Raw genomic sequence first — 24,722 nt, 5'->3', positions numbered from 1 at the left:
GAACAAAGGTTAGAAATAGCTGAAATTAATTTCATTTTGGCAGCCAACATCAAACTTTCACCTTTTCTTGTTCGCAAAAGATCAACAATAACGATTATGCTCACCAGCCAGACCGAGCCATACGCTCAGTCTTGTGTAGTTTTACTACTCGTATATACATTCGAAAGGCTGAAATGGCCGACGATTTGTAGTAAAACTACAGGACGCCGAAGCAACCTTCGGCCATCCAAGAATTTATGTCGTCTGCCCACAAGGCCAGTCGCAAACTTCAGGCAACCGATTCTGGTAGCCTTTCCGCCCTGGAGCAAGCCATGCAAGACCTCGATCCCGTCGAAACCCAGGAATGGCTGGACGCCCTGGAATCGGTTCTCGACAAAGAAGGCGAAGACCGTGCTCACTACCTGATGACCCGTATGGGCGAACTCGCGACCCGCAGCGGCTCGCAACTGCCTTACGCCATCACTACGCCATACCGCAACACCATTCCTGTTACCCACGAAGCACGCATGCCTGGCGACCTGTTCATGGAACGCCGCATTCGCTCGCTGGTACGTTGGAACGCCATGGCGATGGTAATGCGCACGAACTTGAAAGATTCGGACCTGGGCGGTCACATCTCCAGCTTCGCCTCCAGCGCAACCCTGTATGACATCGGCTTCAACTACTTCTTCCAGGCCCCGACCGACGAACACGGCGGCGACCTGATCTACTTCCAGGGCCACACCTCGCCAGGCGTCTACGCCCGTGCGTTCATGGAAGGCCGCATCAGCGAAGAACACATGAACAACTTCCGCCAGGAAGTGGACGGTAACGGCCTGTCGTCGTACCCGCACCCTTGGCTGATGCCTGATTTCTGGCAGTTCCCGACGGTATCCATGGGTCTGGGCCCAATCCAGGCGATCTACCAGGCACGTTTCATGAAGTACCTGGAAGCCCGTGGCTTCATCCCGGAAGGCAAGCAGAAAGTCTGGTGTTTCCTGGGTGACGGCGAGTGTGACGAGCCGGAATCCCTGGGCGCCATCTCCCTGGCCGGCCGCGAGAAGCTGGACAACCTGATCTTCGTTATCAACTGCAACCTGCAGCGCCTCGACGGCCCGGTTCGCGGCAACGGCAAGATCATCCAGGAACTCGAAGGTGTGTTCCGCGGTGCTCAGTGGAACGTGACCAAAGTCATCTGGGGCCGCTTCTGGGACCCACTGCTGGCCAAGGACGTCGACGGTATCCTGCAACGTCGCATGGACGAAGTCATCGACGGCGAGTACCAGAACTACAAAGCCAAAGACGGCGCGTTCGTGCGTGAACACTTCTTCAACACGCCTGAACTCAAGGCGATGGTTGCCGACCTGTCCGACGACGAGATCTGGAAACTCAACCGTGGCGGCCACGACCCGTACAAGGTCTACGCGGCCTACCACGAAGCGGTCAACCATAAAGAACAACCAACCGTAATCCTGGCCAAGACCATCAAGGGTTATGGCACCGGTGCCGGCGAAGCGAAGAACACTGCGCACAACACCAAGAAAGTCGACGTCGACAGTCTGAAGTTGTTCCGCGACCGCTTCGACATCCCGGTCAAGGACGAAGAGCTGGAGAACCTGCCGTTCTTCAAGCCAGAGCCGAACAGCGCCGAAGCCCGTTACCTGGCTGAGCGCCGCGCCGCACTGGGTGGTTTCGTGCCTCAGCGTCGCGCCAACAGCTTCAGCGTACCGACGCCAGACCTGAGCACCCTCAAGGCTATCCTCGACGGCTCGGGCGACCGTGAAATCTCCACCACCATGGCCTTCGTGCGGATCCTCGCGCAGCTGGTCAAGGACAAGGACATCGGCCCGCGCATCGTACCGATCATCCCGGACGAAGCCCGTACCTTCGGTATGGAAGGCATGTTCCGTCAGTTGGGCATCTACTCCTCCGTCGGCCAGCTCTACGAGCCAGTCGATAAAGACCAGGTGATGTTCTACAAGGAAGACAAGAAGGGCCAGATCCTCGAAGAAGGTATCAACGAAGCGGGCGCCATGAGCTCCTTCATCGCTGCCGGTACTTCGTACTCCAGCCACAACCAGCCGATGCTGCCGTTCTACATCTTCTACTCGATGTTCGGCTTCCAGCGTATCGGCGACCTGGCTTGGGCAGCAGGCGACAGCCGTACCCGTGGCTTCCTGATCGGCGGTACCGCCGGCCGGACCACACTGAACGGCGAAGGCCTGCAACACGAAGACGGTCACAGCCACATCCTGGCTGCCACCATCCCGAACTGCCGCACCTTTGATCCAACCTACGGCTACGAGCTGGCGGTGATCATCCAGGACGGCATGAAGAAGATGACCGAAGAGCAGCAGGACGTTTTCTACTACATCACCGTGATGAACGAGTCCTACCAGCAGCCAGCCATGCCGGCCGGTGTCGAGGAAGGCATCATCAAGGGCATGTACCTGCTCGAAGAAGACACCAAGGAAGCGGCGCACCACGTACAGCTGATGGGCTCCGGCACCATCCTGCGCGAAGTGCGTGAAGCGGCTAAGATCCTGCGTGACGAGTTCAACGTCGGCGCTGACGTATGGAGCGTGACCAGCTTCAACGAACTGCGTCGCGATGGCCTGGCCGTAGAGCGTCACAACCGCCTGCACCCTGGCCAGAAGCCACAGCGCACCTTCGTTGAAGAGTGCCTGACCGGCCGTAAAGGCCCGGTGATCGCTTCGACCGACTACATGAAACTGTTTGCTGAACAAATTCGCCAGTGGGTCCCGTCCAAGGAATTCAAAGTCCTGGGCACCGACGGTTTCGGCCGCAGTGACAGCCGCAAGAAGCTGCGTCACTTCTTCGAAGTCGACCGTCACTTCGTGGTGTTGGCAGCCCTGGAAGCCTTGGCTGACCGCGGTGAGATCGAACCTAAGGTGGTAGCAGACGCTATCGTCAAGTTCGGGATCAACCCGGAAAAACGCAACCCACTGGACTGCTGAGGAGATTTTTTGTGAGCGAACTCATTCGCGTACCTGACATCGGCAGCGGTGAAGGTGAAGTAATCGAGCTGTTTGTGAAGGTCGGCGACACCGTCGAAGCCGACCAGAGCATCCTGACCCTGGAATCGGACAAGGCGAGCATGGAAATCCCTGCTCCCAAGGCCGGCGTGGTCAAGAGCCTGAAAGTGAAGCTGGGCGATCGCCTGAAAGAAGGCGACGAACTGCTGGAACTGGAAATCGAAGGTGCCGCTGACGCGGCCCCTGCGGCGTCGCCTGCTGCCGCTGCTGCACCCGCCCCTGCTGCTGAAAAGCCTGCTGCTGCCGAGGCTGCTCCAGCCCCGGCCGCTGCACCTGCCGCCGCCACCGTCCAGGACATTCACGTCCCGGACATCGGCTCGTCGGGCAAGGCCAAGATCATCGAGCTGCTGGTCAAGGTCGGCGACACCGTCGAAGCCGACCAGTCGCTGATCACCCTGGAGTCCGACAAGGCCTCCATGGAAATCCCTTCGCCGGCTGCCGGCGTAGTGGAAAGCATCGCGGTCAAGCTGGAAGACGAAGTCGGCACTGGCGACTTCATCCTCAAGCTGAAAGTACAAGGCGCTGCACCTGCTGCTGCTCCAGCACCGGCCGCCGCTCCGGCCGCCAAGGCTGAAGCGGCTCCGGCTGCTGCCGCCCCTGCGCCTGCTGCCAAAGCCGAGGCCGCTCCGGCCCCTGCTGCTGCCGCTCCTGCGCCAAGCGGTGCCAAGGTTCACGCCGGTCCTGCCGTGCGTCAACTGGCCCGTGAGTTCGGCGTTGAGCTGAGCGCTGTGTCGGCCACCGGCCCTCACGGTCGCGTGCTGAAGGAAGACGTGCAGGTTTACGTCAAGGCCATGATGCAGAAGGCCAAGGAAGCGCCGGCTGCTGGTGGCGCTACCGGTGGTTCGGGCATTCCGCCGATCCGTACCGTGGACTTCAGCCGCTTCGGCGAAATCGAAGAAGTGCCGATGACCCGCCTGATGCAAATCGGCGCGGCCGGCCTGCACGCGAGCTGGCTGAACATCCCGCACGTGACTCAGTTCGACCAGGCCGACATCACCGACCTGGAAGCTTTCCGCGTTGCGCAGAAAGCCGTGGCCGAGAAGGCCGGCGTGAAACTGACCGTGCTGCCACTGCTGCTCAAGGCCTGCGCGCACCTGCTCAAGGAACTGCCGGACTTCAACGCTTCGCTGGCTCCAAGCGGCAAGGCGATCATCCGCAAGAAGTACGTGCACATCGGTTTCGCGGTCGACACCCCGGATGGCCTGCTGGTGCCGGTCATCAAGAACGTTGACCAGAAGAGCCTGCTGCAACTCGCTGCCGAAGCCGCTGCACTGGCTGCCAAGGCCCGCGACAAGAAGCTCACCCCGGACGACATGCAGGGCGCGTGCTTCACCATCTCCAGCCTCGGTCACATTGGCGGCACTGGCTTCACGCCAATCGTCAACGCGCCGGAAGTGGCGATCCTGGGTGTGTCCAAGGCAACCATCCAGCCTGTGTGGGACGGTAAAGCGTTCCAGCCGAAGCTGATGCTGCCACTGTCGCTGTCCTACGATCACCGCGTGATCAACGGCGCCGCAGCTGCACGCTTCACCCAGCGTCTGAGCCAACTGCTGAACGATATCCGCACTATCCTGCTGTAAGCCGCCATGGCCTCCTCTTCACCGAGGAGGCCTGGCTGCAACGATTTTCGAGCGCCACGCTCGCACCTCAACCCCGCCACTTGGCGGGGCTTTTTTTGCCTGTTTTCCCGCAGGAAGCTGGACACACAAAACAGGTTTGTACACCTTCCATCACCTCGATTGCAGAAATCCCTCTCGCGGCCGATAACCCCCTTATAGCACTTAGCCTTCATCCTCTCTTGTCAGCCCGCGCCGCATGATGCAACCTTGCCGCAGGCAGCAGAAAAGAGGGCGTGAGCCCGGCGCAGTGCGCGTAATTTCAAGTGAGTTTCCCCCATGAAAAGCCAACCCGATGTCGCCCGTATGGCGGCCGAGGTAGTGACGCAGTTACCGGTGCCTTCGCGCCTCGGTATGCTGCGTTTCGAGCGGCTTAATGAGGCAAGCTGGGCCCTTCTTTACCTCGACCCCAATTGCGAACGCCAATTCGGCCTTTCGGCGGTCGAATTGTGTGCCTTGATCGGCACGCCTTACGCCAGCCTGATGGAGCCCCAGGCGCGCTATCAACTGCACGACACCATCCAGCAGCAACTGACCCAGAGCCCTCATTACCTGGTGCGCTATACCCTGCACACCAGCGACGGGCCGCTGAGCCTGCTGGAAATGGGCGAAGCCTATAAGCAACACAATCGCCATCTGCTGCGCGGCTACCTGATGGTGGTCGATGGCTTGTTCAGCGAGATTCCCACCGCGGCCCCCACGGCAGACCTGGAGAACCAGAATAGCCGCCTGCAGATCGCCCTGGAGCTCAACCAGCGCGCCCAACAGGAACAACTGCAGCATCTGGAGCGGGTGCGCGCCCAGCAAGAGTTGATTCTGCTGCTGGCCCGTCAGCGCTACACCACCCCCAATTCGCTGCAAGAAGCCGCCGAGCTGATTACCCGCAGTGCCTGTGACATCTACCAGATCGACTGCGCCAGCATCTGGAACCTCGAAGGCCAGCGCCTGGTGCCGATTTCGGCCTACCACCGCGCCGACGGGCAACACCACCTGCCCGAATCCATCGATGCCAGCTGCTTCCCGGACTACCTGGAAGCCCTGCACAGCAGCCGGGCGATCGACGCCACCAACGCGATGCGCGACCCACGCACTCGGGAAATGGCCGACAGCCTGCGCGACAAAGACATCCACGCCATGCTTGACGCCAGCATTCGCGTCGACGGCCATGTCGTGGGCGTACTGTGCCTAGAGCAAAGCGGTAGCACCCGCGCCTGGCAAGCCGATGAAATTGCCTTCGCCGGCGAGCTGGCCGATCAGTTCGCGCAAGTCATCAACAACCACAACCGTCGGACGGCAACCAGCGCGCTGCACCTGTTCCAGCGCGCCGTGGAACAAAGCGCCAACGCCTTTCTGCTGGTCAATTGCGACGGCGTGGTCGAGTACGTCAACCCAAGCTTTACCGCGATCACCCAATACAGCGCCGAGGAGGTCCACGGCCACCGCCTGGCCCAGTTGCCGGCGCTGGAGAACCTCAGTGAGTTGCTGTTCGACGCACCGTCGAGCCTGGCCAAGAGCAACAGCTGGCAGGGTGAATTCAAAAGCCGCCGTAAAAACCTCGAACCCTACTGGGGCCAGTTGTCGATTTCCAAAGTGTATGGCGACAACCGCGAGTTGACCCACTACATCGGCATCTACGAAGACATCACCCAGACCAAGCTGGCCCAGCAGCGCATCGAGCGTCTGGCCTACACCGACAACCTGACCAACCTGGGCAACCGCCCGGCGTTCATCCGCAACCTCGACGAGCGCTTCGCCCGTGACAGTGACAGTCCGATCAGCCTGTTGCTGGTGGACATCGACAACTTCAAGCGCATCAACGACAGTCTTGGTCACCAGACCGGCGACAAGCTGCTGATCAGCCTGGCGCGCCGCTTGCGTAACAGCCTGAGTACCGGCGGCAGCCTGGCGCGGTTTGCCAGTAACGAGTTCGCGGTGCTGCTCGACGACACCGATCTGGAGAGCGGCCAGCAGGTGGCCAGTCAGTTGCTGGCGACGCTCGACAAACCGATGTTTGTCGACAATCAGCTGATCAGCGTCACCGGCTCCGTGGGCCTGGCCTGCGCACCGCTGCATGGCCGCGACCCGCAGACCCTGATGCGCAACGCCGGCCTCGCCCTGCACAAGGCCAAGGCCAACGGCAAGCATCAGGTCCAAGTGTTTACCGAAGCACTGAACGCCGAGGCCAGCTACAAGCTGTTCGTGGAGAACAACCTGCGTCGCGCCCTCACCCAGAATGAGCTGGACGTGTTTTACCAGCCCAAGCTGTGCCTGCGCAGCGGCCGCCTGCTCGGCATGGAAGCGCTGCTGCGCTGGAACCACCCGGAAAAGGGCATGATCCGCCCCGACCAATTTATCAGCGTGGCGGAAGAGACCGGCCTGATCATCCCCATCGGCAAATGGATCGCCCGCCAGGCCTGTCGCATGAGCAAGCAACTGAGCGCCAGCGGCATGGGCAACTTGCAGGTGGCAATCAACTTGTCACCCAAACAGTTCTCCGACCCGGACCTGGTGGCCTCGATTGCCAGCATCCTCAAGGAAGAACAACTGCCGGCCAACCTGCTGGAGCTGGAACTGACCGAAGGCCTGCTGCTGGAAGCCACCGAAGACACACGCCTGCAGCTTGATCAATTGAAAAGCCTTGGCCTGACCCTGGCCATGGACGACTTCGGCACCGGTTACTCGTCGCTGAGTTACTTGAAAAAATTCCCCATCGACATCATCAAGATCGATCGCAGCTTCATCCACGAAATCCCGGACAACCAGGACGACATGGAAATCACCTCCGCGGTGATCGCCATGGCCCACAACCTTAAGCTCAAGGTGGTGGCCGAAGGCATCGAGACCGCCGAACAACTGGCGTTCCTGCGCCGCCACCGTTGCGATGTGGGCCAAGGCTACCTGTTTGACCGGCCAATCCCTGGGGCAGAGCTGCTGGCGATGCTCAAACGCTATCCGCGCGGGCCAATCGCCTGACAGCGCCGTAACACTCGGGCACACTGGTTGTCTGAATTCTTACCCAACTCAATCTGACTGAGAGGACTGATCATGGTCTTGCGCTCGGAAATTCTGGTGAACAAAAACGTGCTGCCCACTCAAGAACAAGCTCTGCCTGGCCGTGAAACCCCGATGTCGCTGCCGGAGACTCACTTCGTCAACGGCAATCCGCTGCTCGGCCCATTTCTGGATGACGTCGGCTTCGCGATCTTCGGCCTGGGTTGTTTCTGGGGAGCCGAACGCCGGTTCTGGCAGCGCGATGGCGTGGTCAGCACCGTGGTCGGTTACGCTGGCGGCTACACGCCAAACCCGACCTATGAAGAAGTCTGTTCAGGCCTGACCGGCCACAGCGAAGTGGTACTGGTGGTGTATGACCAGGACAAGGTGAAATACGAAGACCTGCTGAAGATGTTCTGGGAACTGCACAACCCCACCCAGGGCATGCGCCAGGGCAATGACATCGGCAGTCAGTACCGCTCGGTGATCTACGCGACCACCCCGGAGCAATTGGCGGCGGCAAAGGCCAGTGCCGAGGCGTATCAGGGTGAGTTGACCAAGGCCGGCCTGGGCGCGATCACCACCGAAATCGAAGAGGCACCGACGGTGTACTTCGCCGAGGCGTACCACCAACAGTACCTGGCGAAGAATCCGCAGGGCTATTGCGGGATCGGCGGAACGGGTGTGAGCTGCCCGATCTAAAGGCCAACGCCATTCAACATGTGGGAGCGGGCTTGCTCGCGAAAATGGGGTGTCAGTCACTGAATTAGTAGACTGATACACCGCCTTCGCGAGCAAGCCCGCTCTCACATTGGGTTCCGTGCATGGCTTAAGACTGGATCACTCAGCGATCAGCCAATCCATCTGCCATCCACCCTGGGTCTGCCCAAGCTTCTTGGACAGCCACGGCAGCAACTCCCGCAACTCCTCCTCCAAGCCCCACGGCGGGTTGGCGATCGCCAGGCCCGAGCCGGTCAGGGTGTTGGGCGTATCCAGCGGATGCACCAGCAATTCCACACGCAGCAACTTCGGCGCACCGGTGCCGGCTAGGTCCTGGTAGAAACGGCGCAACATGCGCTGATCCTTCACCGGATACCAAATGGCCGCGACGGTCTGGCGCATGCGACCCACCGCCTCTTTGAGGGATGCCGCACAGCGCTGCATCTCGTCGAGTTTTTCGAACGGCGGATCAATGAGCATCAACGCACGTTTTTCCGGGACCGGCAGCAAAGCTCGCGGCACATGCCAGCCTTCGCCCAGGTGCACCTTCACGCGACGGTCACCCTTCATGTTGTCCTTGAGCAGCACGCCGTCTTCCGGGTGCTTTTCATTGAGCAGCACACGGTCCTGAGGGCGGGTGAGCCGCCGCGCCAGTTCCGGCGAGCCCGGGTAGTAGCGCAACTCTCCGTCCGGGTTCATCTCATGCAGCACACGCATGTAATCGGCGGTCAGTGGCGGCAGGTCGCTTTCGCCCCACAGGCGCGCAATGCCCTCCAGGTACTCACCGGTGCGGTTGGCCTGGTCGCCCTGCAGGTCGTACAGACCGATCCCCGCGTGGGTGTCGAGGTAGGCGAACGGCTGCTCCTTGCGCGACATCAGGGCGATGAGGCGGGTCAAGGTCAGGTGTTTGAAGACATCGGCGTGGTTGCCGGCGTGAAAGGCGTGACGATAATTCATGGTTGCTCCTGCGCAGGGGGCGAAGTTTACCTTTTACGCGGGTGTTGGTGCAGTGCTTCGGTGCGCGCTTCGCCCGCGAAGACTGCGCCGAAGCCATCGCCGAACTGATCGAAGATCTGCAGCAGGCGCTGGTTTCAACTCGACTCTGAAGCCAGAAAGTCCGCCAAACCCTGGTGGCTGACCTCGCGGCGGCGCGTGAAGTAGGCGACCTTGTCCCGCAAGGTCGTCGGCATGAACGCAGTGTAGAGGTCAGGGCGTTGCTCTTCGAGCCCTTGCAGGAGGTTATCGATCAGGGTGTGCGGCGATTGCTCGGCCAGATCTTGAAGTAACGGCGCAGGTACTCGCCACCACGGGCTCGCTCTGGCGGCAGTGACCGGGCCAGTGGCGACGGTCAGCGACTGGCCATTGATCAAGTAGCGCTGGAACACCGGCAATAGTTCACCGCCCGTCTGCTGAAGGATCGGCAGGAACTGAGCACCATCCCAGAACCGCAAGAACACTTCCTTGCCGTCGGGCAGGTAGACCTTGGTCAGGCCTTGCAGGTGTGCAATCACGGTTTCCAGCGGGTGCGACGATAGGGCCAACCAGCCCCAATCCGTGGAGGCCGTGGAAGCAGCCCAATCGAGGAACGGGCTATCCGGTTCGACAATTCCCACATAGGGCATCACCTCATCCCATGTCGCATAGGCCGTGCCGGCCCATACGGGCTGCGGCGCTGGCCCGGCGGCGAGCGCCCGCCAAGCGTCAAGCGGCTTGGCGTCGCTGCCAGCGCCCAGCACTGCAAACATCTGTTCACCCGGAAGCAAAGGTTGATGCATCTTCGTAAATCCGTTTAAAAGTCAGATGAGGCCACACTGGCCGTTCTTGCAACGCTCGCACTCTTCGCAAAACGGCGCACTGCGCTTCAGGCTGGCCACTTGCACCCGGCTCAGTGGAGCGGGAATCACCGCCAGCAGTGTTTCCTTCAGGCCAGGCGTCAATGGCGCCGCAGTCGCAGCGGGCGCACTGCCAAGCTGGATCGGGACGCTGCTGAAAATCCCGCCCGCGCACAGGGTGATCGATTGTCCGCCCGCCTGAATCGTCACGGTTGCGCCACCCTCGATCACCACGCTTTGCCCCGCGCCTATCTGGATGGTCTGTCCTGCCCTTACCTGCCGCGAGCCGCCAACCATCAAGTGGTCGTCTTGCTTTAGGTCGGTCAGACGGTTGCCGTGGGTGATGCGCAGCTCCTCGCCTTGCAATTCGTGATGCGACTCGCCATCCACGTTTACCCGAAGGTCATGCAGCACGTGCTGCGTCCAGTCCCCCTGGGCGCGCAGGTAGATTTCCTCGGCGCCCTTTCGGTCCTCGATGCGCAGCTCGTTGTAGCCTCCACCACCGGGGCTGCTCTGGCTGCGGAAGACGCTGCGGGTCTTGTCCGCCGGCAGGTCGAGGGGCACCTGGGTGGCCGCGTTGGGCAGGCAACCCATGACCAGCGGCATATCCATGTCGCCATTGACGAAACCCACCAGCACTTCCATACCGACCCGGGGGATCAACACCGAGCCATAACGATCATGGGCCCAGCCGCTGGCAACCCGCAGCCAGCAACTGGAATGGTCGTTATGTTCCCCGTCGCGATCCCACACCAACTGCACCTTGACCCGGCCGTATTCATCGCAATGGATTTCGCTGTCGGCGGGGCCGGTCACCACGGCGTTCTGATAGCCGGCAATGGTCGGACGCGGCTGCTCAGGCATGGGCGGGCGGAAGATCGCGTCCCAAGGCGTAGCGGAAAATTCGTTGCGATAACCCTGGCGGAAATCCCCGCCTGCCACCTCGGTGACGGACTCTTCCAGCACTTGGGGCTGCAGCCCCTCATGGGTCACGTGCGTCACCAGCCACAGGTCGTTCCAGTCTTCCCGCGGGTGACCGGCCAACTTGAGAAACCGACCGCTGCCCAAGGCAGGCTCATCACCGCTGCCACGGGCGACGCGATAGTCACTGCGGTGCCGCTCCAGACCACGCTGCGCGAGGTATTTGCCATGGGCACGGTCGTTGAAGTGGCCGGGATAAACCTGAGCTTCAAGCGGTGGAAGCTGCTCGCCTGTCACCTCGCTTTCCAGCGCCAGGCTTGGCTTGCGAAAGTCGTAGTCGCGCAGGTTCACCCCCGTGGTACGGGCTTGTATCTGTACTGCAAACCGCTTGATCACCGGGGTGTCCGCCACCATCCCGGAACCGGGGGTATAGGGCGTGGGCGGGGCTGCTTGGACGAAAACGGTCTGGTCATCGCCAAATACCAGCAAATGACCGGCCGACGAATGCTGAAAGTGATAGTGAATGCCCAACTCCGCGCAAAGCCGCTGGATGAACGCCAGGTCCGTCTCGCCAAACTGCACGCAGTATTCACGCTCCGGGTAGGTGCCACTGAGCCGGAACTCGAAACGGTCGCGCTGGATCCCCTGCCCCTCGAGTACTTGCGCAACAATCTGCGGCACCGTCTTGTGCTGGAAAATACGCTGGTGGCTACTGTGGCCCAGATAGGCAAGCTGCGGCACAAGCGTCATCTGATACCGCGTCAGGCGTCGGCCGGAGTCGCCTTGCGCCATTCGGTAAACCAGACCGTGGACACCCCGGCCCCGATCATCGAAACCGAGGTACACCTGCCGGTGCAGCAGGCTCTCCAGGTCCAGGTCGGGCTGCTCGCTGACCAGTTCGATATCAAAACGGTAAGGCTGGCTGATGGATTCGATACCACTGAACTCGAATACCTTGAATTCACTGGGCTCCCCATCGAGGGTCAGGGTAAAGGCGCTTTGATTGGCAGGAGCGAACATCCGGTGTTTCTCTGCGAGGGGTGGGCTGCCGATTTTGCATCACCCTTGCGCCCCGCTGAGCACACGCCAAGCAAATCAGTAAAACCCTACGTTCACACGTCTGAATCTTCTTCGGACCGACGTAAACCCCACGTAAAAAAAGGCCCGCAATCCGTAGGACGCGGGCCTTTTTTCAACTCACCTGGCGTTTAACGCCCAGCGAATTACTTATTGAGGTTGTAGTCTTTTTCCGCAGCATCAAAACGCTCGACCATACCCGCAGTCGGAGCGCCCAGCTTGCTCACGAAGTAGATCGCCAGGCTGGCAAAGATGAAGCCCGGGATGATTTCGTACAGACCCAGCAGTTCAGAGTGTTTCCACACGATCACGGTGATCGCGCCGACCAGGATACCGGCCAGTGCGCCGTTGCGGGTCATGCCTTTCCAGATCACCGAGATCAGCACCACAGGACCGAACGCGGCGCCGAAGCCGGCCCAGGCGTAGCTCACCAGGCCCAGAACGCGGTTTTCCGGGTTGGCGGCCATGGCGATAGCGATCAGCGCAACCAGCAGCACCATCAGGCGACCGACCCATACCAGCTCAACCTGGGAGGCGTTTTTGCGCAGGAAGGTCTTGTAGAAGTCTTCGGTCAAGGCGCTGGAGCACACCAGCAATTGGCAGCTCAAGGTGCTCATCACGGCCGCCAGGATGGCCGACAGCAGCACGCCGGCGATCCATGGGTTGAACAGCAGCTTGGCCAGCTCAATAAACACACGCTCGTGGTTTTCGTTGACCGGACCTGCGACTTCCGGGTGCGCCGAGAAGTAAGCAATACCGAAGAAACCCACGGCCACGGTGCCGCCCAGGCACAGGATCATCCAGGTCATGGAGATGCGGCGTGCCTTAGCGATCGACTTCACCGAGTCCGCCGCCATGAAACGCGCGAGGATATGCGGCTGGCCGAAGTAACCCAGGCCCCAGCCCATCAGCGAAATGATGCCGATGAAGGTGGTGTTTTTCAGCATGTCGAAGTTAGTCGGGTCCTTGGCTTCAATGGCCAGGAAAGTGGTATCAACACCACCGGTGGCCAGCAGCACGATGATTGGCGTCAGGATCAGCGCGAAGATCATCAGCGTGGCTTGTACGGTATCAGTCCAGCTCACTGCCAGGAAACCACCGACGAAGGTGTAGGCAATGGTCGCTGCAGCACCGGCCCACAGCGCAGTCTCGTAGGACATGCCGAAGGTGCTTTCAAACAGGCGGGCACCGGCGACGATGCCGGAAGCGCAGTAAATGGTGAAGAACACCAGGATCACCACGGCAGAGATGATCCGCAGCAGGCCGCTTTTATCTTCGAAACGGCTGGAGAAGTAATCCGGCAGGGTCAGGGCGTCACCGTTGTGCTCGGTCTGGACCCGCAGGCGACCGGCGACGAACAGCCAGTTGAGGTAAGCACCGACGATCAGGCCGATGGCGATCCAGCTTTCCGACAGGCCAGACATGTAGATCGCGCCCGGCAGGCCCATCAACAACCAGCCACTCATATCGGAAGCACCGGCCGACAAGGCAGTCACCACGCTACCGAGGCTGCGACCGCCCAGGATGTAATCGGAAAGGTTGTTGGTGGAGCGATAGGCCATGAAGCCGATCAGTACCATTGCTGCGATGTAGATCACGAACGTGATCAGGGTTGGATTACTAACGCTCATAAGAGTGACGCCCTGGCTTTGTTTTTATGTAGCAGCGGTCTGTCAGACGGCCACCCACTGGTAGTGGGTAGACGTAACTGCGTGCCGCGCATTTATGACTGACGTTTCCCCAGGAAAGCCGTCAGCCGATGAACCGACCCGTCGAGGTGGTTGCACCTTGGCCGCGAATGCTATTCAACAAAGCAAATAAGGTGCAACCAGTTTCGCGAGAATAAGTTGCACCTTAACGTGTTTTGTAAAAAACACCCTGTTTTTGCTCCTTTTCGGAGCAAGAACAGCCGATCTCAGAAGCAAACGCACCAAGGCGGAGCGGAATCTGTTGGCGGTGTGTTTTTTTCCCGATCACGATCGAAAATTTCCTGAATAAAAAGGGTTGCACCCGGTTGCACCTCTGCATGCGCAAAGCTAATCTTGCCGCCAGCTGATGCCACTCGGTAGTGGCACCCATGAGGATAAGAAAATGGCTACAACCACCCTTGGGGTCAAACTCGACGACCCGACCCGCGAGCGCCTGAAGGCTGCCGCGACCTCCATTGATCGCACGCCGCACTGGCTGATCAAGCAGGCGATTTTCAATTACCTGGAGAAACTGGAGGGTGGTGCAACCCTGACCGAACTCAATGGTTTGAGCAGCAAGGACGCCGACGATGCAGGCGAGGTCCAGACCGACCACGCCCACCAGTGCTTCCTTGAGTTCGCCGAAAGCATCCTGCCACAGTCCGTATTGCGCGCCTCGATCACCGCCGCTTACCGCCGCCCTGAGCCGGAAGTGGTGCCGATGTTGATCGAACAGGCTCGCCTGCCGACCCCGATGGCCGAAGCCACCAACAAGCTGGCGGCCTCGATCGCTGAAAAACTGCGCAACCAGAAGAGCGCCGGCGGCCGTGCCGGTATTGTCCAGGGCCTGCTGCAGGAATTCTCCCTGTCGTCCCAGGAAGGCGTGGCGCTGATGTGCCTGGCCGAAGCGCTGCTGCGCATCCCGGACAAGGGCACCCGCGACGCACTGATCCGCGACAAGATCAGCACCGGCAACTGGCAGCCGCACCTGGGCAACAGCCCATCGCTGTTCGTCAACGCCGCCACCTGGGGCTTGTTGCTGACCGGCAAACTGGTCGCTACCCACAACGAAGCAGGCCTCACCTCGTCCCTGAGCCGCATCATCGGCAAGAGCGGCGAGCCGATGATCCGCAAGGGCGTCGACATGGCCATGCGCCTGATGGGCGAGCAGTTCGTCACCGGCGAAACCATTGCCGAGGCCTTGGCCAACGCGAGCAAGTTCGAAGCCAAGGGCTTCCGTTACTCCTACGACATGCTGGGTGAAGCCGCGCTGACTGAACACGACGCGCAGAAGTACCTGGCCTCGTACGAACAAGCCATCCATTCGATCGGCAAAGCGTCCCACGGCCGTGGGATTTATGAAGGCCCGGGCATTTCCATCAAGCTCTCGGCATTGCACCCGCGTTACAGCCGTGCGCAATACGAGCGCGTGATGGACGAGTTGTACCCGCGCCTGCTGTCCCTGACCTTGCTGGCCAAGCAATACGACATCGGCCTGAACATCGATGCCGAAGAAGCCGACCGCCTGGAGCTGTCCCTGGACCTGCTGGAACGCCTGTGCTTCGAGCCGCAACTGACCGGCTGGAACGGCATCGGTTTCGTGATCCAGGCCTACCAGAAGCGTTGCCCGTATGTGATCGACTATGTCATCGACCTGGCACGCCGCAGCCGCCATCGCCTGATGATCCGCCTGGTAAAAGGCGCGTACTGGGACAGCGAAATCAAGCGCGCCCAGGTCGAAGGCCTGGAAGGCTACCCGGTCTACACCCGCAAGGTGTACACCGACGTTTCCTACATTGCCTGCGCACGCAAACTGCTGTCGGTGCCGGAAGTCATCTACCCGCAGTTCGCCACACACAATGCGCACACGCTGTCGGCCATCTACCATATCGCCGGTCAGAACTATTACCCCGGCCAGTACGAATTCCAATGCCTGCATGGCATGGGCGAACCGCTGTATGAGCAGGTTGTAGGCAAGGTTTCCGACGGCAAGCTGAACCGTCCGTGCCGCGTGTACGCACCGGTCGGCACCCACGAAACGCTGCTGGCCTACCTGGTACGTCGCCTGTTGGAAAACGGCGCGAACACCTCGTTCGTCAACCGCATCGCCGACCAATCCATCTCGATCCAGGAGCTGGTGGCCGATCCAGTGGCCAGCATCGAACAGATGGCCACGCTGGAAGGCGGCTTCGGCCTGCCGCACCCGCGCATTCCATTGCCGCGTGACCTGTACGGCAGCGACCGCGCCAACTCGGCCGGTATCGACCTGGCTAATGAACACCGCTTGGCGTCGCTGTCCTGCGCCTTGCTGGCCACCGCCCACAACAACTGGAAAGCCGCGCCGATGCTCGGCTGCGCCTCCAGCGAGCAAGCGGCGGCACCGGTGCTGAACCCGTCCGACCTGCGTGATGTAGTCGGTCATGTACAAGAAGCAACCGTCGAAGACGTCGACAACGCGATCCAGTGCGCTATCAGCGCCGGACCGATCTGGCAGGCCACCCCGCCCGCCGAGCGCGCTGCAATCCTGGAGCGTGCCGCCGACCTGATGGAAGGCGAGATCCAGCCGCTGATGGGCCTGCTGGCCCGCGAAGCCGGCAAGACCTTCGCCAACGCCATCGCCGAAGTGCGTGAAGCGGTGGACTTCCTGCGCTACTACGCGGTGCAGGCGCGTAACGATTTCACCAATGACGCCCACCGCCCGCTGGGCCCGGTGGTCTGCATCAGCCCGTGGAACTTCCCACTGGCGATCTTCAGCGGCCAGGTTGCGGCTGCGTTGGCCGCCGGCAACCCGGTACTGGCCAAGCCTGCTGAGCAAACCCCGTTGGTTGCCGCGCAAGCCGTGCGCATCCTGTTGGAAGCCGGTATTCCGGAAGGCGTCCTGCAATTGCTGCCGGGTCAGGGCGAAACCGTGGGTGCCCGCCTGGTGGGTGATGATCGCGTCAAAGGCGTGATGTTCACCGGTTCTACCGAAGTAGCTCGCCTGCTGCAACGCAACGTCGCCGGTCGCCTGGATGCCCAGGGCCGTCCGATCCCGCTGATCGCCGAAACCGGTGGCCAGAACGCGATGATCGTCGACTCTTCGGCGCTGACCGAACAAGTGGTCATCGACGTGGTGTCCTCGGCCTTCGACAGTGCCGGTCAACGCTGCTCGGCCCTGCGTGTACTGTGCCTGCAGGAAGATTCGGCAGACCGCGTCATCGAAATGCTCAAGGGCGCCATGGCGGAATGCCGCCTGGGTAACCCTGAGCGCCTGTCCGTCGACATCGGCCCGGTGATCGACGCCGAAGCCAAGGCCGGCATCGAGAAACACATCCAGGCCATGCGCGACAAAGGCCGCAATGTGTATCAGGTGGCTATCGCCGATGGCGAAGAGATCAAGCGCGGCACCTTCGTGATGCCTACCCTGATCGAGCTGGACAGCTTCGACGAACTGCAACGCGAGATCTTCGGCCCGGTACTGCACGTGGTGCGCTACAAGCGTAAAGAGATCGACCAACTCATCGGTCAGATCAACGCCTCCGGCTACGGCCTGACCCTGGGCGTGCACACGCGTATCGACGAGACCATCGCCAAGGTGATCGACAACGTCAATGCCGGCAACGTCTATGTGAACCGCAACATCGTGGGCGCTGTGGTCGGCGTGCAACCGTTCGGCGGCGAAGGTCTGTCGGGCACTGGCCCGAAAGCCGGTGGCCCGCTGTACCTGTACCGCCTGCTGTCGACGCGCCCTACGGATGCCATCGAGCAATCCTTCGTCCGCGGCGACGCATTGGCCGCGCCGGACGTGCGCCTGCGCGACGCCATGAGCCAGCCGCTGACCGCCCTGAAAACCTGGGCCGACAGTAACAAGTTCAGCGACTTGAGCGCCCTGTGCAGCCAGTTCGCCGCGCAGTCGCAAAGCGGTATCACCCGCCAGTTGTCCGGCCCGACCGGTGAGCGCAACAGCTACGCCATCCTGCCTCGCGAGCATGTACTGTGCCTGGCGGACGTGGAAGGCGATCTGCTGACGCAACTGACGGCGGTACTGGCCGTCGGCGGTTCGGCGGTATGGCCGGAAACTGACCTGACCAAGGCCTTGTTCCCACGCCTGCCGAAGGAGATTCAGGCGAAGATCAAGCGCGTGGCTGACTGGACCAAGGACGAGGTTGTGTTCGATGCGGTCCTGCACCACGGTGATTCCGACCAGTTGCGTGCGGTGTGCCAGCAAGTGGCCCAGCGTGGCGGTGCGATTGTCGGGGTGCAAGGTTTGTCGCAAGGCGAGACGGCGATTGCGCTGGAGCGCTTGGTGATCGAGCGGGCGTTGAGTGTTAACACCGCGGCGGCAGGTGGCAATGCCAGCCTGATGACCATCGGTTAACTGACCCAACACGGTCAGAAATGTGGGAGCGGGCTTGCTCGCGAAAGCAGTGTGTCAGTCGATGAAGATGTTGACTGACATCGCGCATTCGCGAGCAAGCCCGCTCCCCCATTGACCGCGCTTTGCCTTCCATCCGCGTTTTGTTCCTCCATCACCCAGATCAATCTTGCTATCCACCCACCATTCGCGCACTTAGACTCAGGCCAATTCCTCCAAAGGTAAGCCGCCATGTCCGAGACGCTGCTCAGTTCCCGCAATCTGGCTTTCGAGCTGTATGAAGTCCTCGATGCCGAGGGTCTGACCCAGCGCGAGCGGTTTGCCGAACACAACCGTGAAACCTTCGATGCGGCCATCAGCACCGCCCGCAACATCGCGGAAAAGTACTTCGCCCCTCACAACCGCAAGAACGACGAAAACGAACCGCGCTACGAAGACGGCAAGGCCATCCTGATTCCAGAAGTGAAACCCGCCGTGGACGCCTTCCTGGAAGCCGGCTTCCTCAACGCAGCGCGCAGTTTCGAAGCGGGCGGCATGCAACTGCCCACCCTACTGTCCCAAGCCTGTTTCGCGCACTTCCAGTCGGCCAACGCGGCGTCCACCTCCTATCCGTTCCTGACCATGGGCGCCGCCAACCTGATCGAAAGCTTCGGCACCGACGACCAGAAACGACGCTTCCTGCAACCGATGATCGACGGCCGCTTCTTCGGCACCATGGCCCTCACCGAACCCCACGCGGGCTCGTCGCTGGCGGATATTCGCACACGCGCAGAGCCTGCTGCTGACGGCACCTATCGACTCAAGGGCAACAAGATCTTCATCTCCGGCGGCGACCACCCGTTGTCGGAAAACATCGTGCACATGGTGCTGGCCAAGCTGCCGGACGCGCCAGCCGGGGTGAAGGGCATTTCGCTGTTTATCGTGCCCAAATTCCTGGTCAACGACGACGGCAGCCTGGGCGAGCGCAACGACGTGCTGCTGGCAGGGCTGTTCCATAAGATGGGCTGGCGCGGCACCACGTCCACCGCGCTGAACTTCGGCGACAACGGGCATTGCGTCGGCTATCTGGTGGGCCAGCCGCACCAGGGGTTGAGCTGCATGTTCCAGATGATGAACGAGGCGCGTATTGGCGTCGGCATGGGCGCGGTCATGCTCGGTTACGCGGGTTATCTTTACTCCCTGGAGTACGCCCGCGAACGCCCGCAAGGTCGTCTGCCCGACAGCAAAGACCCTGCAACGGCGCCCGTCTCGATCATTCAGCACGCGGACATCAAGCGCATGCTGCTGACCCAAAAATCCTACGTGGAAGGCGCCTTCGACCTTGGCCTCTACGCCGCACGGCTGTTCGACGACACCACCACCCTGGAAACCGAAGCCGAGCGCAAGCACGCCCACGAACTGCTAGACCTGCTCACCCCCATCGTCAAATCCTGGCCCTCGGAGTTCTGCCTCAAGGCCAACGAACTGGCGATCCAGATTCTCGGCGGCCATGGCTACACCCGCGAATACCCGGTGGAACAGTACTACCGTGACAACCGCCTGAATCCGATCCATGAAGGCACCCACGGCATCCAGTCCCTGGATTTGCTGGGGCGCAAGCTGGCGCAGAACGGCGGCGCGGGGTTGAAGCAACTCATACGACTGATTGCTGAAACCGGCGCACGGGCGCAGGAATACCCAAGCCTGACCGCACTAAGGGAACCGCTGGAACAATTGGTCAACCGCCTGCAAAGCGTCACCATCAGCCTGCTGACGGATCTCGCCCACGGCAAGGTCAACAGCAGCCTGGCGAACTCGGCGCTGTACCTGAAGGTGTTCGGGCATACGGTGATTGGCTGGCGCTGGCTGGAACAGGCGATTCGCGCCGAAGAAGGCTTGGCCAAGGGCAATGCGGCGGATGTGGCCTTCTATAAAGGCAAGCTCCAGGCCGCCCGGTACTTCCTGACCTGGGAAGTACCGAGCTGCCATCATGAACTGGCACTCTTGGAGGCCCGCGATGACACGTGCCTCGGCATGCAAGATGAGTGGTTCTAAGGCGTTCCGATCGCCTTGGAAATCACATCGACCGTGGCGCTGACTTGCTCTTGGTAACGGTCGAGTTCCTGCTGGTGCGCCTGCTGCATTTCGATCTGCTCGGCGCACAGGTTCAGCGCCGCCAGCACCAGTAGCTTGTCACCGATCAGGGTCGGGTACTTCTTCTTGGTGGTGGCCAGGGACGCCTTGAGCAGGGTCACGGCGTGCATCAGGGTTTTCTCTTCCCCGGCCGGAGCCTTGATCGAGTAATCCTCTCCGAGAATCGAAACGACCTTTATCCCTTCACTCATGCGCCGACGGGCCCTGCGCTCACACGCTCAACCAGCGCCTGGATACGTGCGGCAGTGGCGCCGTGCTTTTCTTCCTGCTCCATCAGGTTCAGTTGCAGGCTGTCGTTCTCATCCTTGGCGCGGGCCAGTTCCGCCTTGAGGGATTCGTTGGTGCTCAGCAGATCCTGATTCTGCTGTACCAGGTCGCTGACCAGTTGTTCCAATTGGCTGAGGGATGCTTCTAACATTTTGATTTCTCGGGCTTTTTCAAAGGGCGGTGACGATAAAGAAAATTCACCTCGGATGCCAGGGTTATCCCCGGCGCGCAGCCCGATTTTTAAGGGCCGGGCCGCACTTTCGAGCCTTAGTGACTGCATTTACCGGATCTGGTTCCTGAATCGGCCAAACCCCTCGTCAGATGCGACAAAAGCGCACACGCCCCTTTAGACTTTAGTCGTACGACCGATAGAGAGGGACACCCCGTCTGATGGCCGCACGGATCGCGCTTCTCCCCCAGGATTCCCGCATGTCGCTTCGTAATATGAATATCGCTCCGAGGGCCTTCCTCGGCTTCGCGTTTATTGGTGCGCTGATGTTGTTTCTCGGTGTGTTTGCCCTGAACCAGATGAGCAAGATCCGTGGCGCCACCGAAGACATCACAATGTCCAGCGTGCCGAGCATTCGCGCCCTCGACGAATTCACCCAACTGACCCTGCGCCTGCGTGTGTTGTCGTACCGCCTGCTGACCAACCGTGAGCCGGAGGTTCAGCAAAAAACCCTGGAAGCCTTTGAAGTGCGTAATCAGCAGATTCGCACGGCCCAGGGCATCTACGAAAAACTCATCGAGAGCAGCGAAGAGCGTGCGGCCTACGACGACTACGTGCGTCTGCTTGGCCAGTACCATCAGATTGAAGAACGCATGAAGAGCCTGTCGCGGGCCAATCAGGTGGAAGAGCTGCGCAGCCTGCTCAATAACGAATTGCTGAGTAACTCCGAGCAGGTCAACGCCGTGCTTACCCGTCTGCTGGACATCAATAACAAGATGGCCCTGGCCACCAATAAGGACGCCGAAGACCAGTACAACATGGCCTTCAACATGGTGGTGAGCCTTCTGGTGATCGCCACCCTGCTGACGCTGCTGTTCGCCTGGCTGCTGACCCGCAGTATCACCCTGCCGATTGCCCAGGCATTGGAAGCGGCCGAAGAAGTGGCCGAAGGCAACCTGACGCGGCCGATCAAGGTCGACGGCAGCGACGAAGCCGGGCGCCTGCTGGCCGCCATGGCCAAGATGCAGGATAAGCTGCGCGACACCCTGCAACGCATTGCCGGGTCCGCGACCCAGCTGGCGTCTGCTGCGGAAGAGCTGAACGCCGTCACCGACGAAAGCGCCCGTGGCCTGACCCAACAGAACAACGAAATCGAACAAGCCGCCACCGCGGTGAATGAGATGACCAGTGCCGTCGAAGAAGTCGCCCGCAATGCGGTGAGCACGTCCGAAGCTTCGCGCAACGCCACCACCTCCGCCGGTGATGGCCGTGACCTGGTGCAGGAAACGGTCAGCGCCATCGAACGCATGAGCGGCGACGTGCAAGCCACGGCCACCCTGATTGGCGACCTGGCCAATGAGTCGCGCGACATCGGCAAGGTGCTGGACGTGATTCGCGGCCTGGCCGACCAGACCAACCTGTTGGCGCTAAACGCAGCGATTGAAGCGGCGCGTGCCGGTGAAGCCGGTCGCGGTTTTGCGGTGGTGGCCGATGAAGTGCGCGCCCTGGCCCATCGCACCCAGCAATCGACCAGCGAAATCGAGCGGATGATCGGCAGCATCCAGGCCGGCACAGAGCATGCGGTGGATTCGATGCGCAACAGCACGGAACGCGCCGAATCGACGTTGAACATCGCCAAAGGTGCCGGCATGTCGCTGGATACCATCAATACGGCAATTGTCGAGATCAATGAACGCAACCTGGTGATCGCCAGCGCAGCGGAAGAACAGGCCCAGGTGGCACGGGAAGTGGACCGCAACCTGGTGAACATCCGTGACCTGTCAGTGCAGTCGGCGACCGGCGCCAGCCAGACCAGTGCGGCGAGCAGTGAGCTGTCGCGCCTGGCAGTGGATCTGAATGGGATGGTCGGCCGGTTCCGTCTCTAAAATCGGATTCGCCTGACGACGCCTATCCCTGTGGGAGCTGGCTTGCCTGCGATAGCAATGTGTCAGCCAGCGCCTCTAGCGCCTGACACGCCGCCATCGCAGGCAAGCCAGCTCCCACATTTGGCTTTGCGCAAATCAGAAAAAGCTTTTTGACAGCGCAGCAATTCAACAGGTTAGAATCGCTGGCACGCAGACTGCATGGTCAGTTTGCGCCCCGTCCTGTTTGCTTATGGAGTACTGCCTTTGAATGCGACGACCATCAACAGCCTGTTCTTGATCGGCGCGTTGCTGGTGAGTGCGAGCATTCTGGTGAGTTCTCTCTCGTCCCGCCTGGGTATCCCGATATTGGTGATCATCCTGGCCGTGGGCATGGTCGCCGGCGTCGATGGCGGCGGCATCATCTTCGATAACTACCCGACCGCCTACCTGGTGGGCAACCTCGCCCTGGCCGTGATCCTGCTCGACGGCGGTTTGCGCACACGGGTGGCGAGTTTCCGCGTGGCACTCTGGCCGGCGTTGTCGCTGGCCACGGTGGGGGTGTTGATTACCACCGGCCTCACGGGCATGGCGGCGGCCTGGCTGTTTGACCTCAACCTCATCCAGGGCCTGCTGATCGGCGCGATTGTCGGCTCTACGGACGCCGCGGCAGTGTTCTCGCTGCTCGGCGGCAAGGGCCTCAACGAGCGGGTCACTGCCAGCCTGGAAATCGAATCCGGCAGCAACGACCCGATGGCGGTATTCCTCACCGTCACCTTGATCGATATGCTCGCCAGCGGCCAGACCGGCCTGCACTGGAGCCTGCTGACGCACCTGGTGCGCGAGTTCGGCATCGGCGGCGTGGTCGGCCTGGGCGGCGGCTGGTTGATGCTGCAGATGGTCAACCGCATCAACCTGGCCACCGGCTTGTACCCGATCCTGGTGATCGCCGGTGGCCTGTTCGTGTTCGCCGTGACCAACGCCCTGCACGGCAGCGGCTTCCTCGCCGTGTACCTGTGCGGCCTGGTGATCGGTAACCGCCCGGTGCGCAGCCGTCATGGCATTCTGCATATGCTCGACGGCATGGCCTGGCTGGCGCAGATCGGTATGTTCCTGGTGCTGGGCCTGTTGGTCACCCCCCATGACTTACTGCCCATCGCACTGCCGGCCCTGGGCCTGGCGCTGTGGATGATCCTGTTTGCGCGGCCGTTGTCGGTGATGGTCGGCCTGCTGCCCTTCAAGGCGTTCCATGGGCGCGAAAAAGCCTTTATCGCCTGGGTTGGCCTGCGCGGCGCGGTCCCGATCATTCTGGCGGTGTTCCCGCTGATGGCCGGCCTGCCCCATGCGCAGCTGTACTTCAACCTCGCGTTCTTTATCGTACTGGTGTCGCTGCTGGTGCAGGGCACGAGCCTGCCGTGGGTGGCCAAGCTGCTCAAAGTCACCGTACCGCCGGACCCGGCACCGATCTCCCGTGCAGCGCTGGAAGTGCACGTCACCAGCGAGTGGGAGCTGTTCGTCTACCGCCTGGGCGCGGAGAAATGGTGCATCGGCGCTGCCCTGCGCGAGCTGAAAATGCCCGAAGGTACGCGGATCGCCGCGCTGTTCCGTGGCCAGCAACTGCTCCATCCGTCGGGTAGTACCGTGCTGGAAGTCGGCGATTTGCTCTGCGTGATCGGCCACGAACACAACCTGCCGGCACTGGGCAAACTGTTCAGCCAGGCCCCGCAACGCGGTCTCGACCTGCGTTTCTTCGGCGACTTCGTGCTGGAAGGCGATGCCCAGCTGGGCGCGGTTTCGGCGCTGTACGGCCTGAAACTGGAGGGCATCGACCCCGATATGCCGCTGAGCAGCTTCATCACCCAAAAAGTCGGCGGCGCCCCCATCGTCGGCGATCAGGTGGAGTGGAACAACACCATCTGGACCGTCGCGGTCATGGATGGGAACAAGATCGGCAAAGTGGGCGTCAGATTCCCCGAAGGAAGTCGCCCGGGCCCCGGTCTCTTCCTCTAAACTGCGGGGCGACGACGCCCCCGATTCTTCACCTTGCAAGACCGGTC

14 protein-coding genes and 1 pseudogene are annotated in these 24,722 nt (G+C 61.2%); 9 read left to right on the top strand and 6 right to left on the bottom strand.

What is annotated here, in order from left to right; all coding sequences use genetic code 11:
* The first annotated feature begins 311 nt into the window (after nucleotides 1-311).
* The 4 genes from aceE (at nucleotide 312) to msrA (ending at nucleotide 8,344) form a co-directional block, all read left to right on the top strand.
* Nucleotides 312-2,957, top strand: a complete 2,646-nt coding sequence (gene aceE, locus AC4PS7_RS19610) for a pyruvate dehydrogenase (acetyl-transferring), homodimeric type (protein ID WP_010213689.1) — start codon at nucleotides 312-314, stop codon at nucleotides 2,955-2,957.
* A gap of 11 nt (nucleotides 2,958-2,968) precedes the next feature.
* Nucleotides 2,969-4,615 (top strand): dihydrolipoyllysine-residue acetyltransferase, encoded by a 1,647-nt coding sequence (gene aceF / locus AC4PS7_RS19605; protein WP_045791371.1) that lies wholly within the window; start codon nucleotides 2,969-2,971, stop codon nucleotides 4,613-4,615.
* Nucleotides 4,616-4,930: 315 nt separating this feature from the next.
* Nucleotides 4,931-7,624 (top strand): putative bifunctional diguanylate cyclase/phosphodiesterase, encoded by a 2,694-nt coding sequence (locus tag AC4PS7_RS19600; RefSeq protein ID WP_010213691.1) that lies wholly within the window; start codon nucleotides 4,931-4,933, stop codon nucleotides 7,622-7,624.
* 72 nt (nucleotides 7,625-7,696) lie between these two features.
* Complete coding sequence (msrA, locus tag AC4PS7_RS19595) at nucleotides 7,697-8,344, top strand: peptide-methionine (S)-S-oxide reductase MsrA (protein ID WP_010213692.1); 648 nt, start codon at nucleotides 7,697-7,699, stop codon at nucleotides 8,342-8,344.
* A 138-nt stretch (nucleotides 8,345-8,482) separates the two neighbouring features.
* On the opposite strand, the gene AC4PS7_RS19590 is transcribed toward msrA, so the two are convergent.
* The 4 genes from AC4PS7_RS19590 to putP form a co-directional block, all read right to left on the bottom strand.
* Nucleotides 8,483-9,319 (bottom strand): 23S rRNA (adenine(2030)-N(6))-methyltransferase RlmJ, encoded by an 837-nt coding sequence (locus AC4PS7_RS19590; protein ID WP_010213693.1) that lies wholly within the window; start codon nucleotides 9,317-9,319, stop codon nucleotides 8,483-8,485.
* A 134-nt stretch (nucleotides 9,320-9,453) separates the two neighbouring features.
* Complete coding sequence (locus tag AC4PS7_RS19585) at nucleotides 9,454-10,137, bottom strand: DUF4123 domain-containing protein (RefSeq protein WP_492179700.1); 684 nt, start codon at nucleotides 10,135-10,137, stop codon at nucleotides 9,454-9,456.
* Between the two features lie 21 nt (nucleotides 10,138-10,158).
* Nucleotides 10,159-12,135 (bottom strand): type VI secretion system Vgr family protein, encoded by a 1,977-nt coding sequence (locus AC4PS7_RS19580; RefSeq protein WP_492179699.1) that lies wholly within the window; start codon nucleotides 12,133-12,135, stop codon nucleotides 10,159-10,161.
* 203 nt (nucleotides 12,136-12,338) lie between these two features.
* A complete protein-coding gene (gene putP / locus AC4PS7_RS19575) occupies nucleotides 12,339-13,823 on the bottom strand; it encodes a sodium/proline symporter PutP (protein WP_492179698.1) in 1,485 nt (494 codons plus the stop codon).
* Between the two features lie 460 nt (nucleotides 13,824-14,283).
* Between putP and putA the strand changes: the two genes are divergently transcribed.
* Entirely contained in the window at nucleotides 14,284-18,237 is a 3,954-nt protein-coding gene (putA, locus tag AC4PS7_RS19570) for a trifunctional transcriptional regulator/proline dehydrogenase/L-glutamate gamma-semialdehyde dehydrogenase (RefSeq protein ID WP_492179697.1), read from the top strand.
* A gap of 228 nt (nucleotides 18,238-18,465) precedes the next feature.
* The gene (locus AC4PS7_RS19565) at nucleotides 18,466-20,268 is read left to right on the top strand and encodes an acyl-CoA dehydrogenase (protein ID WP_010213698.1); all 1,803 of its coding nucleotides are present in this window, start codon (nucleotides 18,466-18,468) and stop codon (nucleotides 20,266-20,268) included.
* On the opposite strand, the gene AC4PS7_RS19560 is transcribed toward AC4PS7_RS19565, so the two are convergent.
* Entirely contained in the window at nucleotides 20,265-20,558 is a 294-nt protein-coding gene (locus AC4PS7_RS19560; protein ID WP_016977202.1) for a cell division protein ZapA, read from the bottom strand. The genes AC4PS7_RS19565 and AC4PS7_RS19560 overlap by 4 nt on opposite strands.
* Nucleotides 20,555-20,785: a hypothetical protein gene (locus AC4PS7_RS19555; protein WP_010213700.1), complete on the bottom strand. Its 231-nt coding sequence runs from the start codon at nucleotides 20,783-20,785 to the stop codon at nucleotides 20,555-20,557. Before AC4PS7_RS19555 ends, AC4PS7_RS19560 begins: the two co-directional genes overlap by 4 nt.
* A 239-nt stretch (nucleotides 20,786-21,024) precedes the next feature.
* Here AC4PS7_RS19555 and AC4PS7_RS19550 point away from each other — a divergent pair.
* The 3 genes and pseudogenes from AC4PS7_RS19550 to AC4PS7_RS19540 form a co-directional block, all read left to right on the top strand.
* A pseudogene (locus AC4PS7_RS19550) lies at nucleotides 21,025-21,786 on the top strand (MCP four helix bundle domain-containing protein); the annotation flags it as partial.
* Between the two features lie 30 nt (nucleotides 21,787-21,816).
* The gene (locus AC4PS7_RS19545; RefSeq protein ID WP_370694346.1) at nucleotides 21,817-22,689 is read left to right on the top strand and encodes a methyl-accepting chemotaxis protein; all 873 of its coding nucleotides are present in this window, start codon (nucleotides 21,817-21,819) and stop codon (nucleotides 22,687-22,689) included.
* A gap of 243 nt (nucleotides 22,690-22,932) precedes the next feature.
* Entirely contained in the window at nucleotides 22,933-24,675 is a 1,743-nt protein-coding gene (locus tag AC4PS7_RS19540; RefSeq protein ID WP_010213704.1) for a potassium/proton antiporter, read from the top strand.
* The last annotated feature ends 47 nt before the right edge of the window (nucleotides 24,676-24,722 follow it).

This window comes from Pseudomonas sp. DW-iso3, assembly GCF_058725305.1.
Note: the sequence above shows the minus strand (reverse complement) of the source record. Positions and strands in the feature narration are given on the sequence as shown.

What these genes read in the sequence shown, in the direction of transcription:
- msrA (WP_010213692.1), top strand. Translation starts at nt 7,697, where the DNA reads ATGGTCTTGCGCTCGGAAATTCTGGTGAACAAAAACGTGCTGCCCACT.
- AC4PS7_RS19565 (WP_010213698.1), top strand. Translation starts at nt 18,466, where the DNA reads ATGTCCGAGACGCTGCTCAGTTCCCGCAATCTGGCTTTCGAGCTGTAT.
- AC4PS7_RS19580 (WP_492179699.1), bottom strand. Translation starts at nt 12,135, where the DNA reads ATGTTCGCTCCTGCCAATCAAAGCGCCTTTACCCTGACCCTCGATGGG.
- AC4PS7_RS19585 (WP_492179700.1), bottom strand. Translation starts at nt 10,137, where the DNA reads ATGCATCAACCTTTGCTTCCGGGTGAACAGATGTTTGCAGTGCTGGGC.
- AC4PS7_RS19555 (WP_010213700.1), bottom strand. Translation starts at nt 20,785, where the DNA reads ATGTTAGAAGCATCCCTCAGCCAATTGGAACAACTGGTCAGCGACCTG.
- putA (WP_492179697.1), top strand. Translation starts at nt 14,284, where the DNA reads ATGGCTACAACCACCCTTGGGGTCAAACTCGACGACCCGACCCGCGAG.
- AC4PS7_RS19600 (WP_010213691.1), top strand. Translation starts at nt 4,931, where the DNA reads ATGAAAAGCCAACCCGATGTCGCCCGTATGGCGGCCGAGGTAGTGACG.
- AC4PS7_RS19590 (WP_010213693.1), bottom strand. Translation starts at nt 9,319, where the DNA reads ATGAATTATCGTCACGCCTTTCACGCCGGCAACCACGCCGATGTCTTC.
- AC4PS7_RS19545 (WP_370694346.1), top strand. Translation starts at nt 21,817, where the DNA reads ATGGCCAAGATGCAGGATAAGCTGCGCGACACCCTGCAACGCATTGCC.
- AC4PS7_RS19560 (WP_016977202.1), bottom strand. Translation starts at nt 20,558, where the DNA reads ATGAGTGAAGGGATAAAGGTCGTTTCGATTCTCGGAGAGGATTACTCG.
- putP (WP_492179698.1), bottom strand. Translation starts at nt 13,823, where the DNA reads ATGAGCGTTAGTAATCCAACCCTGATCACGTTCGTGATCTACATCGCA.
- aceE (WP_010213689.1), top strand. Translation starts at nt 312, where the DNA reads ATGCAAGACCTCGATCCCGTCGAAACCCAGGAATGGCTGGACGCCCTG.